Annotated in this window: 18 protein-coding genes; 6 read left to right on the top strand and 12 right to left on the bottom strand. The window is 29.3% G+C overall.

Features of this window, described 5'->3' with window-relative positions; all coding sequences use genetic code 11:
* Position 1 precedes the first annotated feature (1 nt).
* Positions 2 to 820: a 3-deoxy-8-phosphooctulonate synthase gene (kdsA, locus tag AC2TEO_RS15960; protein ID WP_442265773.1), complete on the bottom strand. Its 819-nt coding sequence runs from the start codon at positions 818 to 820 to the stop codon at positions 2 to 4.
* Positions 821 to 884: 64 nt separating this feature from the next.
* On the opposite strand from kdsA, the gene AC2TEO_RS15955 reads away from it, so the two are divergent.
* The 3 genes from AC2TEO_RS15955 to AC2TEO_RS15945 all read left to right on the top strand — a co-directional run bounded on the left by AC2TEO_RS15955 (position 885) and on the right by AC2TEO_RS15945 (position 4,316).
* The gene (locus AC2TEO_RS15955; RefSeq protein WP_442265772.1) at positions 885 to 1,976 is read left to right on the top strand and encodes a M20/M25/M40 family metallo-hydrolase; all 1,092 of its coding nucleotides are present in this window, start codon (positions 885 to 887) and stop codon (positions 1,974 to 1,976) included.
* Positions 1,977 to 2,224: 248 nt separating this feature from the next.
* Positions 2,225 to 3,721 (top strand): S8 family peptidase, encoded by a 1,497-nt coding sequence (locus AC2TEO_RS15950; RefSeq protein WP_442265771.1) that lies wholly within the window; start codon positions 2,225 to 2,227, stop codon positions 3,719 to 3,721.
* Positions 3,722 to 3,920: 199 nt separating this feature from the next.
* The gene (locus AC2TEO_RS15945; protein ID WP_442265770.1) at positions 3,921 to 4,316 is read left to right on the top strand and encodes a hypothetical protein; all 396 of its coding nucleotides are present in this window, start codon (positions 3,921 to 3,923) and stop codon (positions 4,314 to 4,316) included.
* Between the two features lie 60 nt (positions 4,317 to 4,376).
* Here AC2TEO_RS15945 and AC2TEO_RS15940 read toward each other — a convergent pair whose 3' ends face one another.
* The 8 genes from AC2TEO_RS15940 to AC2TEO_RS15905 form a co-directional block, all read right to left on the bottom strand.
* Positions 4,377 to 5,204 carry a M57 family metalloprotease gene (locus AC2TEO_RS15940; protein WP_442265769.1) on the bottom strand — a complete coding sequence of 276 codons (828 nt, stop codon included), beginning with the start codon at positions 5,202 to 5,204 and terminating at the stop codon, positions 4,377 to 4,379.
* A 1,513-nt stretch (positions 5,205 to 6,717) separates the two neighbouring features.
* Positions 6,718 to 6,990, bottom strand: coding sequence for a hypothetical protein (locus AC2TEO_RS15935; RefSeq protein ID WP_442265768.1), 273 nt, complete (start codon positions 6,988 to 6,990; stop codon positions 6,718 to 6,720).
* A gap of 1 nt (position 6,991) precedes the next feature.
* On the bottom strand, positions 6,992 to 7,267 hold the full coding sequence (locus tag AC2TEO_RS15930) for an ATP-dependent Clp protease adaptor ClpS (protein ID WP_299680178.1): 276 nt from the start codon (positions 7,265 to 7,267) through the stop codon (positions 6,992 to 6,994).
* 8 nt (positions 7,268 to 7,275) lie between these two features.
* Positions 7,276 to 8,109 (bottom strand): 50S ribosomal protein L11 methyltransferase, encoded by an 834-nt coding sequence (prmA, locus tag AC2TEO_RS15925; RefSeq protein ID WP_442265767.1) that lies wholly within the window; start codon positions 8,107 to 8,109, stop codon positions 7,276 to 7,278.
* Positions 8,110 to 8,868 carry a triose-phosphate isomerase gene (gene tpiA, locus AC2TEO_RS15920; RefSeq protein WP_442265766.1) on the bottom strand — a complete coding sequence of 253 codons (759 nt, stop codon included), beginning with the start codon at positions 8,866 to 8,868 and terminating at the stop codon, positions 8,110 to 8,112. It lies immediately after the preceding gene.
* A 158-nt stretch (positions 8,869 to 9,026) separates the two neighbouring features.
* A complete protein-coding gene (locus AC2TEO_RS15915) occupies positions 9,027 to 9,512 on the bottom strand; it encodes a TlpA family protein disulfide reductase (RefSeq protein WP_442265765.1) in 486 nt (161 codons plus the stop codon).
* Positions 9,513 to 9,974, bottom strand: coding sequence for a TlpA family protein disulfide reductase (locus tag AC2TEO_RS15910; protein WP_442265764.1), 462 nt, complete (start codon positions 9,972 to 9,974; stop codon positions 9,513 to 9,515). It abuts the gene before it with no gap.
* The gene (locus AC2TEO_RS15905) at positions 9,975 to 11,051 is read right to left on the bottom strand and encodes an ABC transporter permease (RefSeq protein WP_442265763.1); all 1,077 of its coding nucleotides are present in this window, start codon (positions 11,049 to 11,051) and stop codon (positions 9,975 to 9,977) included.
* A 64-nt stretch (positions 11,052 to 11,115) separates the two neighbouring features.
* Between AC2TEO_RS15905 and pyrF the strand changes: the two genes are divergently transcribed.
* Positions 11,116 to 11,925 carry an orotidine-5'-phosphate decarboxylase gene (pyrF, locus tag AC2TEO_RS15900; RefSeq protein WP_442265762.1) on the top strand — a complete coding sequence of 270 codons (810 nt, stop codon included), beginning with the start codon at positions 11,116 to 11,118 and terminating at the stop codon, positions 11,923 to 11,925.
* Between the two features lie 266 nt (positions 11,926 to 12,191).
* Here the strand turns inward: pyrF and AC2TEO_RS15895 are convergent, their stop codons facing one another.
* Positions 12,192 to 13,607 (bottom strand): RagB/SusD family nutrient uptake outer membrane protein, encoded by a 1,416-nt coding sequence (locus tag AC2TEO_RS15895; protein ID WP_442265761.1) that lies wholly within the window; start codon positions 13,605 to 13,607, stop codon positions 12,192 to 12,194.
* 18 nt (positions 13,608 to 13,625) lie between these two features.
* Entirely contained in the window at positions 13,626 to 16,613 is a 2,988-nt protein-coding gene (locus AC2TEO_RS15890) for a SusC/RagA family TonB-linked outer membrane protein (RefSeq protein WP_442265760.1), read from the bottom strand.
* A 235-nt stretch (positions 16,614 to 16,848) separates the two neighbouring features.
* On the opposite strand from AC2TEO_RS15890, the gene AC2TEO_RS15885 reads away from it, so the two are divergent.
* On the top strand, positions 16,849 to 17,622 hold the full coding sequence (locus AC2TEO_RS15885; RefSeq protein WP_442265759.1) for a LytR/AlgR family response regulator transcription factor: 774 nt from the start codon (positions 16,849 to 16,851) through the stop codon (positions 17,620 to 17,622).
* 27 nt (positions 17,623 to 17,649) lie between these two features.
* Entirely contained in the window at positions 17,650 to 18,450 is an 801-nt protein-coding gene (locus AC2TEO_RS15880; protein ID WP_442265758.1) for an ABC transporter substrate-binding protein, read from the top strand.
* On the opposite strand, the gene AC2TEO_RS15875 is transcribed toward AC2TEO_RS15880, so the two are convergent.
* Positions 18,430 to 18,615 carry a Lacal_2735 family protein gene (locus AC2TEO_RS15875; RefSeq protein ID WP_442265757.1) on the bottom strand — a complete coding sequence of 62 codons (186 nt, stop codon included), beginning with the start codon at positions 18,613 to 18,615 and terminating at the stop codon, positions 18,430 to 18,432. The two genes, AC2TEO_RS15880 and AC2TEO_RS15875, sit on opposite strands and share 21 nt — an antisense overlap.
* Positions 18,616 to 18,660: the final 45 nt, after the last annotated feature.

Below are 18,660 nucleotides of genomic sequence, written 5' to 3'. Positions count from 1 at the left end.
ATTAAAAAGTATTTACAAGCTTTTTAATTGCTACTAAATTAGAAAGTAATTGTTCTAAATAATCTAAATGTAACATATTAGCCCCATCAGATTTAGCATTAGCAGGATCAAAATGTGTTTCAATAAATAAACCATCAACATTATTTACAACTCCTGCTCTAGCAATAGTTTCAATCATATCTGGTCTACCTCCTGTAACTCCAGAACTTTGATTTGGCTGTTGTAATGAGTGAGTTACATCTAATACCGTTGGAGCAAATTTTTTCATCGTAGGAATTCCTCTAAAGTCTACTAATAAATCTTGATATCCAAACATTGTTCCTCTCTCTGTAATCCAAGCTTTTTCACTTCCAGAATCTTTTACTTTTTTAACAGCGTGCTCCATAGCTTCTGGACTCATAAATTGTCCTTTCTTTAAGTTTACTACTTTACCAGTTTTTGCTGCAGCGACTACTAAATCTGTTTGACGAACTAAAAATGCAGGAATTTGTAATACATCTACATATTCTGCTGCTTTATCAGCATCTAAAATTTCATGAATATCTGTAACTGTTGGTACATCAAAAGTTTCAGAAACTTTTCTTAAAATCTTTAAAGCTTTATCATCACCTATACCAGTAAAACTATCAATTCTACTTCTATTCGCTTTTTTAAAACTCCCTTTAAAAACGTAAGGAATTTCTAATCGATCTGTAATAGCAACAATCTTCTCTGCTATTCTTAAAGCCATTTCCTCTCCTTCTATTGCACAAGGACCTGCCAGTAAAAAGAAATTATTAGAATGGGTATGCTTTATTTTAGGTATAAGATTTAAATCCATGATCAAAATTTTGGCAAATTTAAGGAATAATATTAGCTATCTTTAGCTTTTAATTTATTTACTTATGAAATCTATTCTTTTAAAATTACCTCTCATATTTTCTTTATCTATTTTGGTTAGTTGCGCCATTAATTTGAAAAGTGCTAATGGCGCAGATGGAACTAAAGGAGAAAATGCTACTAATGGAAAAATTGGAAAAAACGGAGGAAACGGAGAAAACGGTCAAGATCAAGCTTTAATTAATCTTTCTAAATCTCCAGAACAAAACACACAAAAAACAAAAACACCAAATATTGATACTACATTAGTAAGAAATCATTTATATACTTTAGCTTCTGATGAAATGGAAGGAAGAGCTACAGGAACTCCTGGAATTGAAAAAGCTGCCCAGTATATAGAAAATGAATACAAAAAAATTGGTCTCAAAACATTTCAAAACCTTAAAACATACCGTCAAAATTTTGAGCAAAAAGGCATAAAAATGTTTAATGTAATTGGTCTTTTAGAAGGAAAAAGTAAAAAAGACGAAATTGTTATTGTATCTGCACATTACGACCACTTAGGTGTTAAAAAAAGTGGAGATGGAGATCGTATTTATAATGGTGCAAATGACGATGCCTCTGGAGTTGTTGGAGTTTTGACTTTAGCTAAATACTTTGCTGAACAAAACAATAATGAAAGAAGTATATTGTTTGTATGTTTTACAGCAGAAGAAATGGGGTTAATAGGTTCAAAATATTTTGGAAAGCAAATTGATCCTAAAAAATTTGTAGCTGGTATAAACCTAGAATTAATAGCTAAAGAACCTAAAACTGGACCAAAAACAGCATGGCTAACTGGTTTTGAACGATCTAATTTTGGGGAAATTATTCAGAAAAATTTAAAAGGTACTGGTTATAAATTATTTCCAGATCCTTATAAAAGTTTCAATCTTTTTTTTAGATCTGATAATGCATCTTTAGCTCGATTAGGAGTTCCTTCTCATACTTTCTCTACAACACCAATTGATATTGATCCTGATTATCATAAAGTAACAGATGAAGCCGAAACTTTAGACGTATCTATTTTAACTGAAACTATTAAAGCTGTTTTTGTAGGAACTGCATCTATTATAAATGGAAAAGACACACCAACCAGAGTAAAACTTGAAAAATAAAATACCATATTACTAATTACAACTCATAAAAAAAGCATATCTAACAATGTAGATATGCTTTTTTTATTAAATATTCTTTTTTAACACAAAAACACATCTAGATCAATAAACACAATAGCTAAAAGCATTCACTTAACAAAGTTTTTTATCAAAAAACACAAAAAAACATACTCAAAATAAATATTTGATAATTTTTTTATGATTTTTTTAATATATTCGTGTCAACAAATTAAAAAACCCTTCAAAGAATGAAAAAACTATTATTTACCCTAGCGGTAGCTGGGGTTATAGTTTCGTGCTCTAAAAATGACGAAACTATAGATCAACCAATTCCTGAACAACAAACAGAATTACTTTCTAAAAGTAAAATCAACACAATCATTCAAGAATCATTGGAAACTAAAGGTGATTTCGACTGGATGGACACTAATGCACAAACTATCTGGAGTGCTGTTAAGCATGGTAATAACTTATTAACCATTGGATATGGTAGTGATCCTGGACAATTTCAGAGAAGCACTGCTTCTACAAATATTAAAGATAAACTTATCAATCTAGTAAGATCTATTGAAAGCAAAGATAACTCTACTGCTTCTAGAGCTACAGACGATTTATATATTGATGATAATATTAATGTAATAGATATTAAGGTTGAAAATATTGCAACTATAGAAGCTTTATTAGCTGACCAAACTGTTCGCTATTTGGAACCTGCTTCTTATAAACTTGAAGAAGATAACGGATTAAGCGCAAGATCTGGTGAAGGATTTGGGTGTGGTTTCAGATCACAAAGTATTGCTTCTGCTGATTATAGAACCGTATCTCCTGCTGCTAGAGTACCTTGGAATTTTGACATTCACAATATTCCTTCTGCTTGGAATTATAGCACTGGTAGAGGAATAACAGTTGCCGTTATAGATTCTGGCTTATCTTCTGGACAAAGATTTATGAATCAAAACTTCAACACAGGACAATCTTCTGGTAGAACAGTACAAAAATATGGAACTTTTGTAGATTCAATTTGGCCTTGGTCGAATAATTATGATGGTGTTAACGATAAATGCGGACATGGTACTAGTATGGCATCTGTGGCTACAGCTCCTAGAAATGGTAATAATTTACCTGTTGGAGTTGCATATAACGCGAACTTAGTTAGTTATAGAGCTGTACAAAATGTATTGATAGATGATTATCATGAAAAAAGAGGTGTTGCTGAAGCATTAACTGCTTTAGGTAATAGAAGTGATGTGAAAATAATTTCAATGTCAATAGGTTCTCCTTTTAGTATTTCAAGAGTAAAAGATGCAGTTAGATATGCCTATAATAGAGGAAAAATGATTATAGCTGCTGGTGGTACTTCTACTTCTTTAACAACTTGGTACGGAGTAATTTTTCCTGCTAGTATGGATGAAACAGTTGCTGTTACTGGTTTAAAAGAAGGAAGATATGAAAGATGTGGGAACTGTCATTCTGGTTCTAAAATAGATTTCACAATTGAAATGGAAAGAAATTCAGGAAATTTTGTTCCTGTATTAAGTTCTTACGATAATGCTGCAAATTATGTAGGAGGTTCTTCTGTAGCAACGGCTACAACTGCTGGTATTGCGGCTTTAGTATGGTCTAAAAATCCTACATGGACTAGAGCACAAGTATTAGATAAAATGAAACGAGCTGGAGAATTTTATCCTAACAGAAACTCTAGTTTTGGTTATGGAAATATCAACGCATTAAAAGCTGTACAATAAAAACAAATTTTATACTTTCTTTATTAATAATTATCTTAAAAGTCTTGCTTTATATAAAGCAAGACTTTTTTCTATTAAATTACAACAAACAGAAAAATCAATTTTACTTTGGCATGAAGTTAGCTTATAGTTTTATATATCTAAAAACAGATGTATAAATAACTTTTATAAATTTGCATCATAAATAAATTAAATCAAAATGAAGAAAATTACTTTTATCATTTATTTCCTTTTCATTTCTATTGGACTTTTTAGTCAAAACAGAGAAGGATCTATATTTTATTCTTTTGTTGAAAAAACAGACTCTGAATATAAAATTAACGTAGACATTTATGAAGTGGAAAAGGTTGAATTTATTAAGATAGAACTTGTTGATGAAAATAAGAATGAGTTAGTCGTAGAAACAGCTGAATTAGCATTAAGAGAAGGAAAATACTATTTAAAATTTAATAATACAGAAAAAGAAGTCGTACCTGAGGACATAAACTTATCTATTAAAAATGAATATAACGACATTAAGTACCCTCAAATAAACATTAAATTATTAGATAAACTACTGAGAATAGTAGATTATTCACAAAAAGTATTTTATTAAAAATAAAAATCCTGAGAAATAATTCTCAGGATTTTTTTTATAAATAATATAAATTACTACTTAGTATAAATACTGTAATGCAATAATATCGTTTGGACCAAACTCACCATCATCACTTGAATTAAAACAAGCAATCATAACTGAAGTAGGATCATATCCAGCAGGAGTTCCAGGTACTGGATTAGCTCCAACACCAGCACTACCTTCATTTACATTTTGCCCACAACTTTGTCTTGTTTGATAATCTGTATGACGGAAACCTACAGAGTGACCTATTTCATGAGTAATTACATGCTCATTTACATTAGTTGTAAAACCATCTAAGCCGAAAATTTGAACAAACTTAAATGGGTTTCCTCCAGAAGGAAAACCAGCAGAACCTCCTGAACCATTTTCGTTAGGATTATTGTAAACTACCATGTCTTGTGGTTGATAATTAGTTCCAAAAGTTAAGTTAAATCTAATACTTAAATTTAATCTGTTATAATTGTTCACAGCCCATTGTAAAGCTGTTCTTGCCTTACTAGACAAACCAAAACCTCCACCACCAGTGTACCCGATGATATCAATAACAGTATTTTGAGCCACTAAATTGTTAGTGTAATAATTTCTTCCTGAAAGATCTTGTAAATTAGGAAGACTGTTGATTTTTTCTTCAGTCATATGAATATCACCTTCAACCTGGTACATAGGAGTAGTTTCACCAGAAGGCAACACAAAATCAACTTTCTTTACGTTATTTGTATTCATATCAAAATTTGCTAACCTTGATACAAGAGTAGAAGAAATACCATTATCAGCTACAGCTTCTGGCTGATTATTGTCTTCTGACTGACATGCGAAAAAACTCGCACCAATTAATAATAATGCAACTCGGGAGAATTTCATTTTTTTCATCTTTAAATTGTTTTTTAATGGTTAATAATTAAATTTTTAACGAAATTATAACTTTTTTTTTACCATTTTAACATCTATATATTATTTCACAAGATTTACTTAAATGTTAATAAAACAACAAGATAGATAAAAATTTAACATTTTTATCTAAAAAAAACAGTAATCAATTATCCTACAATAGTATATAATTTGACAACTAACTTATTCATTTTCAATTTCATTTTGCAACTTAAATTAACACTAATATTTAAAATTAACATTTAGTTAACGATACAAACATTAAAAAGCATCACTAAAACAAATCCTATAAAACCTATCAAAAAAATAGGAAATAAATAAAAAACTCTACTTTAAAATTCATAAAAAGCAAAAAAAAATCTCAAAATGAGATCTTTTAACAATTAACCAAACTTAAATTATTTATACTTTTTTCTATTACTCTTGTTATTACAATATGAGCTTCTTCTTTAGAAGAGAAATTCTCTGGGGGAAGAAGCTCTTGGTTTTGGGGATTATATTAAGGTATTGGGGATTACCTAGTTTTATTTTAATTATATTTTTATATAGTTATGACACATTTAAACATAAAAAGTCACTACTAAACAAAAAAAGAAGACTTCAAAATTAATTGAAGCCTCCTTGTCTAACCAAACTTAGTATAAAAACTAACTACTACTATTTTTATTTTATATTCTTGAAAATTTAAAAATCATTATTCTTTTATTATAGTTATTAAAAAAGGGACTTTAAAAGTCAAAGCCCCTTTGTCTAACCAAACTTAGTATAAAAACTAACTACTACTATTTTTAACTACTATTAACTATTTAAACACTTTTTTGTGTTTTTTACATCTTTATAACTTAGGGATTATAAAATTGTAATTTGGGAATTACTATATATTGTTAATGAACTTATCTAATTTTAAAACAGTTATTATACTGTTACATTTATTTGACACACTTTTTTTTAATTGGTCACAAAAAAAGGAGATTCGAAATAAAATATTTTAAATCTCCTTGTCTAACCAAACTTAGTATAAAAACTAACTACTACTATTTTTAACTACTACTAACTATTATACTTTATGTGTTGTTATATTACTATAACTAGGGATTATAAAATTGTAATTTGGGAATTACTATATATTGTTAATGAACTTATCTAATTTTAAAACAGTTATTATACTGTTACATTTATTTGACACACTTTTTTTTAATTGGTCACAAAAAAAGGAGATTCGAAATAAAATATTTTAAATCTCCTTGTCTAACCAAACTTAGTATAAAAACTAACTACTACTATTTTTAACTACTACTAACTACTATACTTTAAGTGCCGTTATATTTCTATAACTAGGGATTATAAAATTGTAATTTGGGAATTACTATATATTTTCAATGAACTTATCTAATTTTAAAACAGTTATTATACTGTTACATTAAATAAGACACATCTTTTTTTGATTGGTCACTATAAAAAGAAAAAACTCAATTTAATTGAGTTTTTAGTGAAGATATTTTCTTAAAATTATTCTATGTTCGGGTATAGATTTATCGTAGTTTTCTACCAACAACTCTAGTATTTCTGGGGGCTTCACCCCTACTTCTTTCTTAGACAAGAATTTGGAAACATATAAATTATAGCCATCTATTTTTTTTTCAAAAATTAAAAAATGTTCGCTATTCAATTCTGTAAAAGCTATTTCGTTTCCAGAAAAAGTGTTTGATTGATCTTCAGAAAATTCTGAAAAATCGTAGTACTTAAGTACATTCTCCATGTTATACTATTTCAGCAGATAAACCTAATTCTAACAATTTAGAACATCTTGGTTCTAAATCTTTATATTCTCCTGTTTTAACAGCACACTTACCTTTATAATGCACAAGTATTGTACATTGTTCTGCTTGTTCTAAAGTATGATCACAAACATCAATTAAACTATCTATTACAAAGTCAAATGTATTTACATCATCATTATACAAAATAATTTCATGCTGACTAGTTTCTTGTACTAGCACATCTAATTCTTCTTGTATTTTTTCTATCGTACTCATCTTCAATTTTACTTAATATACTTTAACGACACCCAGTTATTTCTTTTAATAACTACATCTAAGGTCATTCCGTATTTAGATACTTCTTTATCTATAATTGGAATATCTTCCTTATAAAATCCACTTAAAAGTAATATTCCTTTCTCACTTATACAACTCATATAAGCATTCATATCTTTTAAAAGAATATTTCTATTAATATTTGCGATAATGACGTCATATTTTCTATTAACTAGTAACTCTGCATCTCCTTCTAAAACAGTAATGTTTTTACAAGAATTTCGCTCTACATTCTCTAAAGAATTTACATAACACCAATTATCAATATCTATAGCATCTATAGGGTTAGCACCTTTCATTTCAGCAAAAATTGCTAAAACTCCGGTACCACATCCCATGTCTAATACTTTTTTATCTTGTAAATTTAAACCTATAAGATGTTGTATCATCATGTATGTTGTTTCATGATGACCTGTTCCAAAACTCATCTTAGGTTCAATAACAATATCGTATTCTAAATTTGGATTTTCATGAAAAGGAGCTCTAATACTCACCTTATCTTCTACTTGAATTGGGTTAAAATGTTTTTCCCATTCTTCATTCCAATTAGTTTGTTCAACTTCTTTGAATTCGTAAGTTATTTCAAATTCCGTTGATTCAAGTATAAAGATTTCCTCTAAAACATCTTCTTTCCAATCTTTCTTTTGAATATAAGCTAACAAACCCGTTTCATTTTCAACAAAACTTTCAAAATTTTTCTCACCTAATTCAGCTATTAAAATTTCAATTGCTGGCTGTTTCGGTTCTACTACAAAAGAATACTCTATATATATATTATCCAATTAAATTGATTTTACAATAGCAGAAAAATCTTTTTCTTTTAATGAAGCTCCTCCAATTAAACCTCCATCAACATCTGGTTTAGAAAAAATTTCTTCTGCATTATTTGGTTTTACACTACCTCCATAAAGAATAGAAACACTATCAGCCAATTTAGCATCATAAGCTTTAGCCAATAAACCTCTAATAAACTCATGCATTTCTTGAGCTTGATCTGCTGTCGCTGTTTGTCCTGTTCCTATTGCCCATACAGGCTCATAAGCTAAAATGATATTTTTAAATACTTCTGCCTGTAACCCGAAAAGCGCTTTTTTTAATTGGCTTTCTACAACTGAGAAATGATTTTCATTTTGTCTGTCTTCTAATTGTTCTCCAAAACAAAAAATAACATCTAAACCTTTTGCTACTGCTGTATTTACTTTTTGAGCTAAAGCCTCATCTGTTTCGTTAAAATAAGCTCTTCTTTCCGAATGCCCCAAAATAACAACATTTACTCCAATATCTAACAACATATCAGCAGAAATCTCTCCTGTAAAAGCTCCATTTTTAGCTTGGTGTAAATTTTGAGCAGAAACTTCTAAAACACTCTTCGCTGTTTTCTTTACAGCATGTTGTAGATTCACGAATGTTGGAGCAATAATTACACGGGTATTATCTAACTTTACTCCTTTTAATTCTTTTTTTAACCCTTTAAGCAACTCTTTAGTTTCATTTAAAGTGTTGTTCATTTTCCAGTTACCTGCTACAATTTTTTGTCTCATTGGTTTTGTTATAAATACTTCTGTTATTGAAGGTTGATTATTATTAGTTTATTAGCACATTTATTTTAAAAAAACTTTGTAGTGCAATCACACAAAACTACTTTTTTAATAACGAAGTTTAAAGATTAAGCTTTAGTTTTTTTACGAAAACGTAATAATTATTTGAGGGCATTTAAAACCCTAGAGTCATTAACTCTAATCGCATTAAAGACTTCAATACCTCCTACTTCATTTATAATTAAATATCTTGGAATCCATGATAAATCTAAAAATTCACCTAAATCTCCATCCCAACTTGAAGGTAACAAATAATGTTCTCCATTAATTCCATATTTACTTATTCCATTCTGTAAATCAGTTAATGAATCATCTATAGATAAAAATAAAAAAACTATATCTGGATTATCTTTTTGAAGTTGTGAAACTTTAGGCATAGATTTAATACAATCTGAACACCAAGAAGCCCAAACATCAATTAAAATCTTTTTTCCTTTATATTGATTTAAAACATTCTTGAAAGTAATTGAATCATTTGATAATGTTACCAATTGATCTTGCAAAGCCTTTTCAGAAAACGAAGATTCTATTCTTGGCTTACAGCTTAAAAACACCATCAAAATAAATAATAAAGAAAGTAACTTCATTTATTTTAATTTATCTGATACTTTGGATGTTTTAAAAACTTCTATATTTCCTTGCTCATCTATTTTTAGAAATCTAGGAATACTTTTTAATTTTAGAAATTTCCCTAAACTTCCTTCTCCTTTTTCAGGGATGTAATAAAATTGTCCTTTAGGTTTTACATACGCTAAACCTCGCTTCCAATCGTAATATGAATGATCTACCGATAAAAAAACAAAACTGAATTCAGGATTTTCTTTTTGAAATTTTAAAACATCATCAAAACTATCCTGACTCACAGGACAATAACTAGCGAATATTTGAGCAAAAATCTTTTTCCCTTTATTACGTTCTAAAACTTCTTTAAAGGTTATTGTTTCTCTATTTAAAGTTTGAATTTTCTCATTTAATGCAGATTCTGAAAACACTTTCGGTGAAGTACAACTTGCGAAGAAAACTATAATTACCAAATAAAAATATTTCATTTAATTCAATTTTACTCTTGGGTCTAACCAAACATAAATGATATCTACCAAAATATTGATTATTATAAATATACTTGAAATCACTAATACACTTCCCATAATAACTGGTAAATCTAAAGTATCTAAAGCATTAACGATCTCTTTTCCTAAACCATTCCAGTTAAAAATATATTCAATAAAAACTGCTCCTGCTAACATTGAAGCAAACCAACCTGAAATTGCAGTAACAACAGGGTTTAACGAATTCTTTAAAGCATGATTTTTAATCACTTTAAAATTAGATAATCCTTTTGCCCGAGCTGTTCTTATATAATCCTGATTTAAAGTTTCTAACAAGGAATTTCTCATTAATTGGCTTACAACAGCTAGTGGTCGTATTCCTAAAACAATTGATGGTAATATTAAATTTTTCCACTGTATATGTGTTCCTTCACCAAAATCATCTACGACAAATAAACTTCCTGTCATTTCAAGTCCTGTAAATTCATGAAGTACAAATCCGAAAAACCAAGCGAATAAAATTGCCGAGAAAAAGGAAGGTAAACTCATTCCTAATGTACTTAAAACAGCTATTAATTTATCTAAAGTAGAATTTTTATAAACTGCAGAAAACACTCCTAATAAAATTCCTAAAACAATAGCCATTATGATAGCAAAACTTGCAAGAACTATAGTATTAGGTAATGTTTCTTTAATTACTGAAGTTACAGATTTTCCATTTTTTTGAAAAGATTCCCTTAAATAAGGATATTTTACAACTATACTTAAATCACCAATGGAAAAAATATTTTTAAATGTATATTTTTCTGAAGCTAAAGAAGTATAATGATTTTCATTTTTGCTATGAAAAGACAAAGGTGACAAATCATTCAAATAATATAAATATTGAGTTCCAACTGATTGATCGAAACCATGCTTTTTTCTAATAATCTCTAGCTGTTCACTATCTTCTCTTTGTCCCATTAACATTCGAGCTGGATCACCAGGTAAAATATTAAAAAGAAAGAAAACAACGGTTACTACTCCTAAAAGTGTTAGAAAACCATAAAAAATCTTAGTTGTTATATACTGAAACATTTGAAAACAAAGATAACAGAAACTTTAAAATAGTTACTTTTGCCTAACTTTTTAACAACAAACAATGACAACTGAACAATTAGTAGCTGAAATACGACAAAAAAAATCGTTTTTGTGTATTGGGTTAGATGTAGATTTAAATAAAATACCCAAACATTTATTAGCGTTAGAAGATCCTATTTTTGAATTTAACAAAGCAATTATAGATGCTACTCACCATCTTTGTGTCGCCTATAAACCGAATACTGCTTTTTATGAAGCTTATGGTATTAAAGGATGGAAATCTTTAGAAAAAACAATACAATACATAAACGAAAATCATCCTAATATTTTTACGATTGCTGATGCTAAGAGAGGAGATATTGGAAATACTTCAACAATGTATGCTAAAGCTTTTTTTGAAGATTTATCTTTTGATTCAGTTACAGTTGCTCCTTACATGGGGAAAGATTCTGTTGAACCTTTTTTAGCTTTTGAAGACAAACATACCATTTTATTAGCTTTAACTTCTAATGCTGGGGCTTTTGATTTTCAAACTCAAAAAGTAGAAGGGAAAGAAGTTTACAAACATGTTTTAAACACATCTAGAAAATGGAGAAATGCTCATAACTTAATGTATGTAGTTGGAGCTACAAAAGCTGAGTATTTAAAAGATATTCGTGAAATTATACCAGACAGTTTCTTATTAGTTCCTGGAGTTGGTGCTCAGGGTGGAAATTTACAAGAGGTTTGTAAATATGGCATGAATTCTTCTGTTGGTTTATTAATCAATTCTTCTAGAGGAATTATTTATGCCGGAAACGACGAAAACTTCGCAGAAGCAGCTTCAAAAAAGGCTAAAGAATTACAATTGCAAATGAATGCTATCTTATAAAAAATAAAAAAGTCAAGGTTAACAAACTTCCTTGACTTATTGGTTGATTAATTCAAACAACTATACATAAAAACAGTTGTTAATTCAAAGATAAACACTAAAAATGTGCCTTAAATTAGTTTTGATGTAAGTTGCTTAAATTTTGAACTAAATGATCGAAAATTGATTTCAAATCATTCTATAAAAAAACTGAAGCTGTCTAAAAAGACAGCTTCAATTAATTACTAATTAATACTAAAATTTATAAAACAAATTTATACTTTAAATTAGTATCCTGGATTTTGAGCTAAGAAAGGAGATAAATCTCTAACCGCTTGAGGGATTGGGAAAATTGTGCGATCCATACCTGGAGCAGATAAATTTGCATCTGGCTGCCCTGGTCTTCTTAAATCCATTCTATTTCTCATTAAATCCATTCTTCTTTGTCCTTCGAAAGCTAATTCTTTTCTTCTTTCATTTAAGATGATATCTAAATCAACAGTAGTTAAATTAGGTAAACCAGCTCTAGTTCTTAATGTATTGATATCTGCTAAAGGAGTAGCTCCAACAGTAGAACCAGCTCTAAAGTTACCTTCTGCTCTAGTTAAATACATTTCTGTAATTCTAATTACAGGAGCGTCATCTGCATTATTATTACCATCAGGGAATTTACTAGTAAACGTTCTCACATTTCCTTGTGCGTCATTACCTGTTTGATTTAAAGTAGTAAATCTTAAATCTCCTGGTTCTGCAGCATAAGCTGCTAATAAATCATCAGAGAAAGGAGCATCTCCTCTACCTAATGGATTTGGATTAGTTAATCCAGAAAAACCTTCACCACTATCTTGAGCATCGTCTGCATTATTTGCTAACGTAAAGATATGTTCCATAGAACCTCTTTGATTATAAAAAGTATAATCTGTAGCTAAAGCATAAAAACCATCATTAATTACTTCATTTGCCATTTGAGCAGCTTCAGCAAATCTCTCTTGATATAAATACAACCTAGCAAGTAAAGCTTTGGCTGCACCAGAAGTTGCTTTAATTCTTGTTGTAGGTGCTCCTAAACTAGGAATAATAGCTAATAATTCAGATTCAATAAAATCGTGTACTTCACCTAAAGTAGCTCTATTAACCTCTAAACCAATCTCAGAACTAATTACTAACGGTACACTTAAATTATTTCTTCCTTCAGCTACTTGTAAAGGCTGACCAAAGAATGATGAGATATTTAAATATACTAAAGCTCTCATAAATCTAGCCTCTGCTATAGCTTGAGTTCTTTGTGCTTGAGTAAAAGTTTCATCCTCTACTAAAGGAACATTATCAATTACCAAATTTGCTGATGCAATAGTTTCGTAATTATCATCCCACATACCATTAATTGAGGTATTAGTAGATAATGTAGTATACTGTCTTATTTCATTAAATGTAGGAAATGTTCCTTCAAAATCAACATTATCAGATTGCCATTCTCCACTTAATTGTAATGTACCATTTAATACATCATCTTGCTGAGCAGCACTATACATTCCTTCTAAAGCTCCTAAAGCTAATGTTCCATTAGAGAAAACAAGCTCAGTTACGGGAGAATCTTCAGGTAATACATTTAATTCATCTTCACAAGACGTAAAAATCAATGACGATACTGCAAGACTTAAAATCCCTGCTCTTTTTAGTATTATGTTTATATTATTTTTCATGATTTACGTTAGTTAAAATTAAAAAGTGATATTTACACCTAAAGTATAAGTTCTTGCTTGAGGAATATTAAAGAATTCCTCTCCAATTGCTCCAGCTCCATCAGCGTTTCTTGAAGTTTCAGGATCATATCCATCTAAACCATCACTTTTAATTGTAAGTAAGTTTGTAGCTGTTGCATAGAATCTTACGTTACTTAAGAAAATGTTATCTAATAAGCTATGAGGTAAACTATAAGCTAAAGTTACATTTTTAAGTCTTGCAAAAGATCCATCTTCTAATTGTAAAGTAGAATCCTGTTCAAAAACCCCATAAGTACTACTACTTGTAGAAGGGATAAATGCATTATCTCCAGGATTTTGCCAAATATTTAAAACTCTTGTTGTTTTATTAAATCCAGATCTTGGATTTTCTGAAAAACTTCTTGAAGCTAAGAAAATATCATTTCCAACAGAGAAGTTAAATAAAGTACTCAAGCTCCAGTTTTTATATTTGAAAGTGTTTGTTAAACCACCAACAAAATCTGGGTTTGCTTTACCAGCAACAACTCTATCTGCTTGAGTTGGATTATTCGTAATGTTACCATTAGCATCTAACCACTCAGCATCACCAGTTTGAGGATTAACTCCGACATATCTAATTAAATAGAATGAGTTAGCAGATTCTCCTTCTATTGCTCTCTGACCAGAGAAACTACCTCCTTGAGCAACAAATCTGTTTCCTCTTTCATCAATATTATCATCTGGTAATTTAGTTACCTCATTTTTGTTATATCCAACATTTAAATTAGTTGTCCATTTGAAACCACTCTCAGTATCAAAGTTAACAGAAGTAATATCTACATCAACCCCAGTATTTTGAATTTCTCCAATATTTGTAGCTACAGCATTTAAACCTAAATTGAATGTTGGATCAACAGGCACATTTAAGATTAAATCATCAGTGATTTTCTTATAGAATTCAACTCCTACAGTTAATCTTCTATTTAAGAAAGATGCAGAAATACCAGCATCAAATCCTGTTGTAGTTTCCCAACGTAAATCAGGGTTAGCTAAACTATTAGGTCTTAAACCTGGATTATTATTATAAGGAGAGTTAAAGAAAGTACCTAAGCTAGCAAAGTTTCCAATTCTATCGTTACCTGCTGTACCTGCACTAACATTTAATTTTAAGTCTCTAATCCAGTTTACATCAGCCATAAAGTTTTCATCAGAAATATTCCATCCGAAAGCTGCAGACCAGAATGTACCAAATTGATTATTAAATCCAAATCTTGAAGAACCATCTCTTCTTAAAGAAGCTTCTAAAACATACTTCCCATTGTCATAATCATAAGATGCTCTACCAAAATATGAAACTAATCTTGAAGTAGTACCATCTGAACTTGTTGTTGTGAAAGTAGATGCTGAAGTAACATTGATAAATGAGTCATCTAAGAAACCTGTACCAGCTACATCAATATTTCTAATATCATTTTGATCGTAAGAATAACCTGCTAATAAGCTTAAATTATGCTTTTCTCCTAACTTATTATTATATAAGAAAGTTGGAGTAATTGTAAATCTATTCTGTTGAGAAATTCCGTTAAAAGCCTCTCCACCTGGAGTTAACAAATCAACTTCACGAGTTTGAGCTTCAACAAATCTTCTATCAACTCCAAAATCTGTTTTAAATGACAATCCGTTTAAAAGAGTAGAAAAATCAATATCAGCAAAAGCATTACCAGTAATTCTAGTTTCAGTTGCTAAATTTAAGTTTAATAATTCTTGAGCAATTACATTACCTCCACCAACGTTTCCAGCAGTAGTAAAGTTCCCATTTTCATCGATAGGATTAACATCTTGTCTTTGTAAGTTTGCAATTGTGTAAGGTGCAGCAAAAGCATTCTCTTGAGGTGTTCTGTCAAATTTATTAACAGAAATACTTGTGTTTAAACCTAAAGTCAACCAGTCGTTAGCTTTAGTTTTAATATTCCCTCTAAAACTAGTTCTTTCTAATTCATTTCCTACTAAGATACCTTCTTGATCTTCTCTTGTAACACCTATATAAAAACTAGATTTTTCATTTCCTCCGTTTACTCCTAGATTGTAGCTTTGAGAAACTGCATTTCTAAAAACGGCATCAATAAAATCAAAATTACCATCAAAAATAGTTCTTGTAGGAGCTGTTATAGCACTAAATTCTCTAAACTGTTGAGCATTTAATAACTCTGGAGTATCAGTTACACTAGAGATAGATGTTGAAAAATCTAAATTTACTTTAACACTACCATCTTTAGAACCTGTTTTAGTTGTAATAATTACAACACCATTTGCTCCACGTGAACCATATAAAGCTGTTGCAGCAGCAGACTTTAATACAGAAATATTCTCGATATCATTAGGATTAATACTAGATAATGGGTTTAATCCTTGCCCACCACCTTGAGCACCAGTTAAGAAACTATCACCTAAAATTACTCCATCAACAACAAACAAAGGTCTAACATTAGTACCAATAGAATTTGTTCCACGAATTCTTAACTCAGGAGCAGCACCAAGAACACCAGAAGAAGATACAACTTGCACACCTGAAGCCTGACCTTGTAAGATATTTTGTGGAGAATCAGTAACTAAATCTTTAATAGCTTCTTGATTTACCTTAGAAACACTCGTAATAACTTTTTTCTCAGATTGAGCTCCATAAGCTACTACAACAATTTCTTCAAGGAAATTATCATTTTCTAAAGTAACATCAATCTTGTTAGAAACTCCTACTTGTCTTTCAACAGTTTTCATTCCTACAAAACTAAACACTAAAACATCTCCAGTTTTAGCTTTGATAGAATACTTACCTTCTGCATCTGACTCAGTTCCTTTAGAAGTATTCTTAATAATTATGTTAACCCCTGGTAATGGACCAACATCATCTGATACAACTCCACTTACTGTTTTCTCTTGTGCATTTACTTTAAGTATAACGCTCAAAAACAATAGCAAGTACATTGCATTTTTAAAACGAAATTTCATAAAATTATTTAATTTAATTGATTAGGGGGTTAAATTTATCCCGTATCCTTCTTTGTTAAGATTCTTTTGAAGTAAAACACCTTTTTTTTGATGTAAGTAATCGTTTTTAACGGATAAAATTTACAAATGTTAAAATCTAGTTATATGAGTGTTAAAGAATACAATAATTTAGCTCAAACCTCATTTACTTTTTATAATTTCGCTAGCCGATCAACTCAATAATAATGAAGTTAACATGAACATAAAGTACATTATAGTTGATAATCAAAAAGTTGCCAGAACTAGAATAGAAAAATTGCTAAATAATTATCCCTCTTTTGAATTAATAGGTAGCTTTTCTGATGGTACTGACGCTATAGATCATATTAATTATCTGAAACCCGATGTTGTTTTTCTGGATATTCAGATAGGTGATGTATCTGGTTTCGATATCATAGAACACACTACAAGTGACACAAAGCCTTTATTTGTATTTGTTACAGAACATGGTGAATTTGCGCACAAAGCTTTTGATTTTTTAGCTTTTGATTATATTGTTAAACCTTTTAGTGATAATAGAATTTATCAATCGATAAACAACATAGTTAATCACAAAAAAAAGGATGAATTATTAAATATACAATCTAGTATTAAAGATATACTATCTATAATTCAACAAAAAGAATCTCCAGAAAATAAAAAGATTAGTATTAAATCTGGTAATAAGATTTTATTTGTAGAAACAGACACTATTAAACATATTTCTGCTTCAGGTTATTATGTAGAAATTTTTACTACAGACAACAAAATGCATTTATTAAGAGAATCTTTATCTAGTTTAATTAGTAGATTAAATTCCCCTAAATTTATGCGTATTCATAGATCTACTATTATTAATTCTAATTTTATAGATGAAATAATAGTTTCAAATTATGGAGAAACAGATGTAAAAATAACAGGTGTAAAGACAACCTTTAGAGTTAGTAAAGGATATAAAAAAGAATTTCAAGAGTTAATGGGAATAAAATAATCTAAATTATTTATTATTTTCGATTAAATGAATATTGAAATTACAGACCAACTTAATAGATTAGTTACACTAAAAAAAGTTCCTCAAAGAATTATTTCTTTAGTTCCAAGTCAGACTGAACTTCTTTACGATATGGGTTTAGAACATAATATTGTTGGCTTAACTAAATTTTGTGTACATCCGTATCATTTGAAACAAACAAAAACTATAGTTGGTGGAACAAAAAATATAAAAGTTGATAAGATAAAGCAATTAAAGCCTGATATTATTTTATGTAATAAAGAAGAAAACACTAAAGAAATTGTTGAAATTTGCGAAGAAATTGCTCCTGTTCATGTTTCTGATATTTTTACACTTAACGACGCCATTGAATTAATTAGACAATATGGTGAATTATTAGCATGTAGAACAGACTCCCAAAAAATCATTCAAAAGTTAGAATTTAAAATTTCTGATTTTAAAGAATTTATGAAAGATGTTGAACACAAAAAAACAGCATATTTTATATGGCGAAATCCATGGATGGCAGCAGGAAATAACACTTTTATAAATCATATTCTTGAACTTAATAAGTTCGAAAATATTTATAAAAATAAAGAAAGATATCCTGAAGTAGAATTAAAAAAAATAAGATTAGAAGGAGATCCTGACCTTGTTTTCTTATCTTCTGAGCCTTATCCTTTTAAAGAAGAACATGCATTTGAAATTGGACGATTTACACATCATGCAAAAACTGTTTTTGTGGATGGTGAATTATTTTCTTGGTATGGAAGTAGGCTTTTAAAATCTTTTGAATATTTCAAAAAATTACACCAGAGAATTGTCTAAGTATTTTACTCTATTAATTTTTTCTAAAACTTTCATAGCTTTATAAAAAGCCATGTCACTTTTAACTTCATCCACATATTTATAATCATTAGATTGCTCTATCAGTTTAAGATAGCGCTCTTCTAAATGTTTTTTATATTGTGATAATTGAATTAAACGCGACATGGCTTTTCATATTTACTTTTAAATATAAGAATAAATTACTGAAAA

The organism is Tenacibaculum aquaeponti (assembly GCF_057221555.1).
Note: the sequence above shows the minus strand (reverse complement) of the source record. Positions and strands in the feature narration are given on the sequence as shown.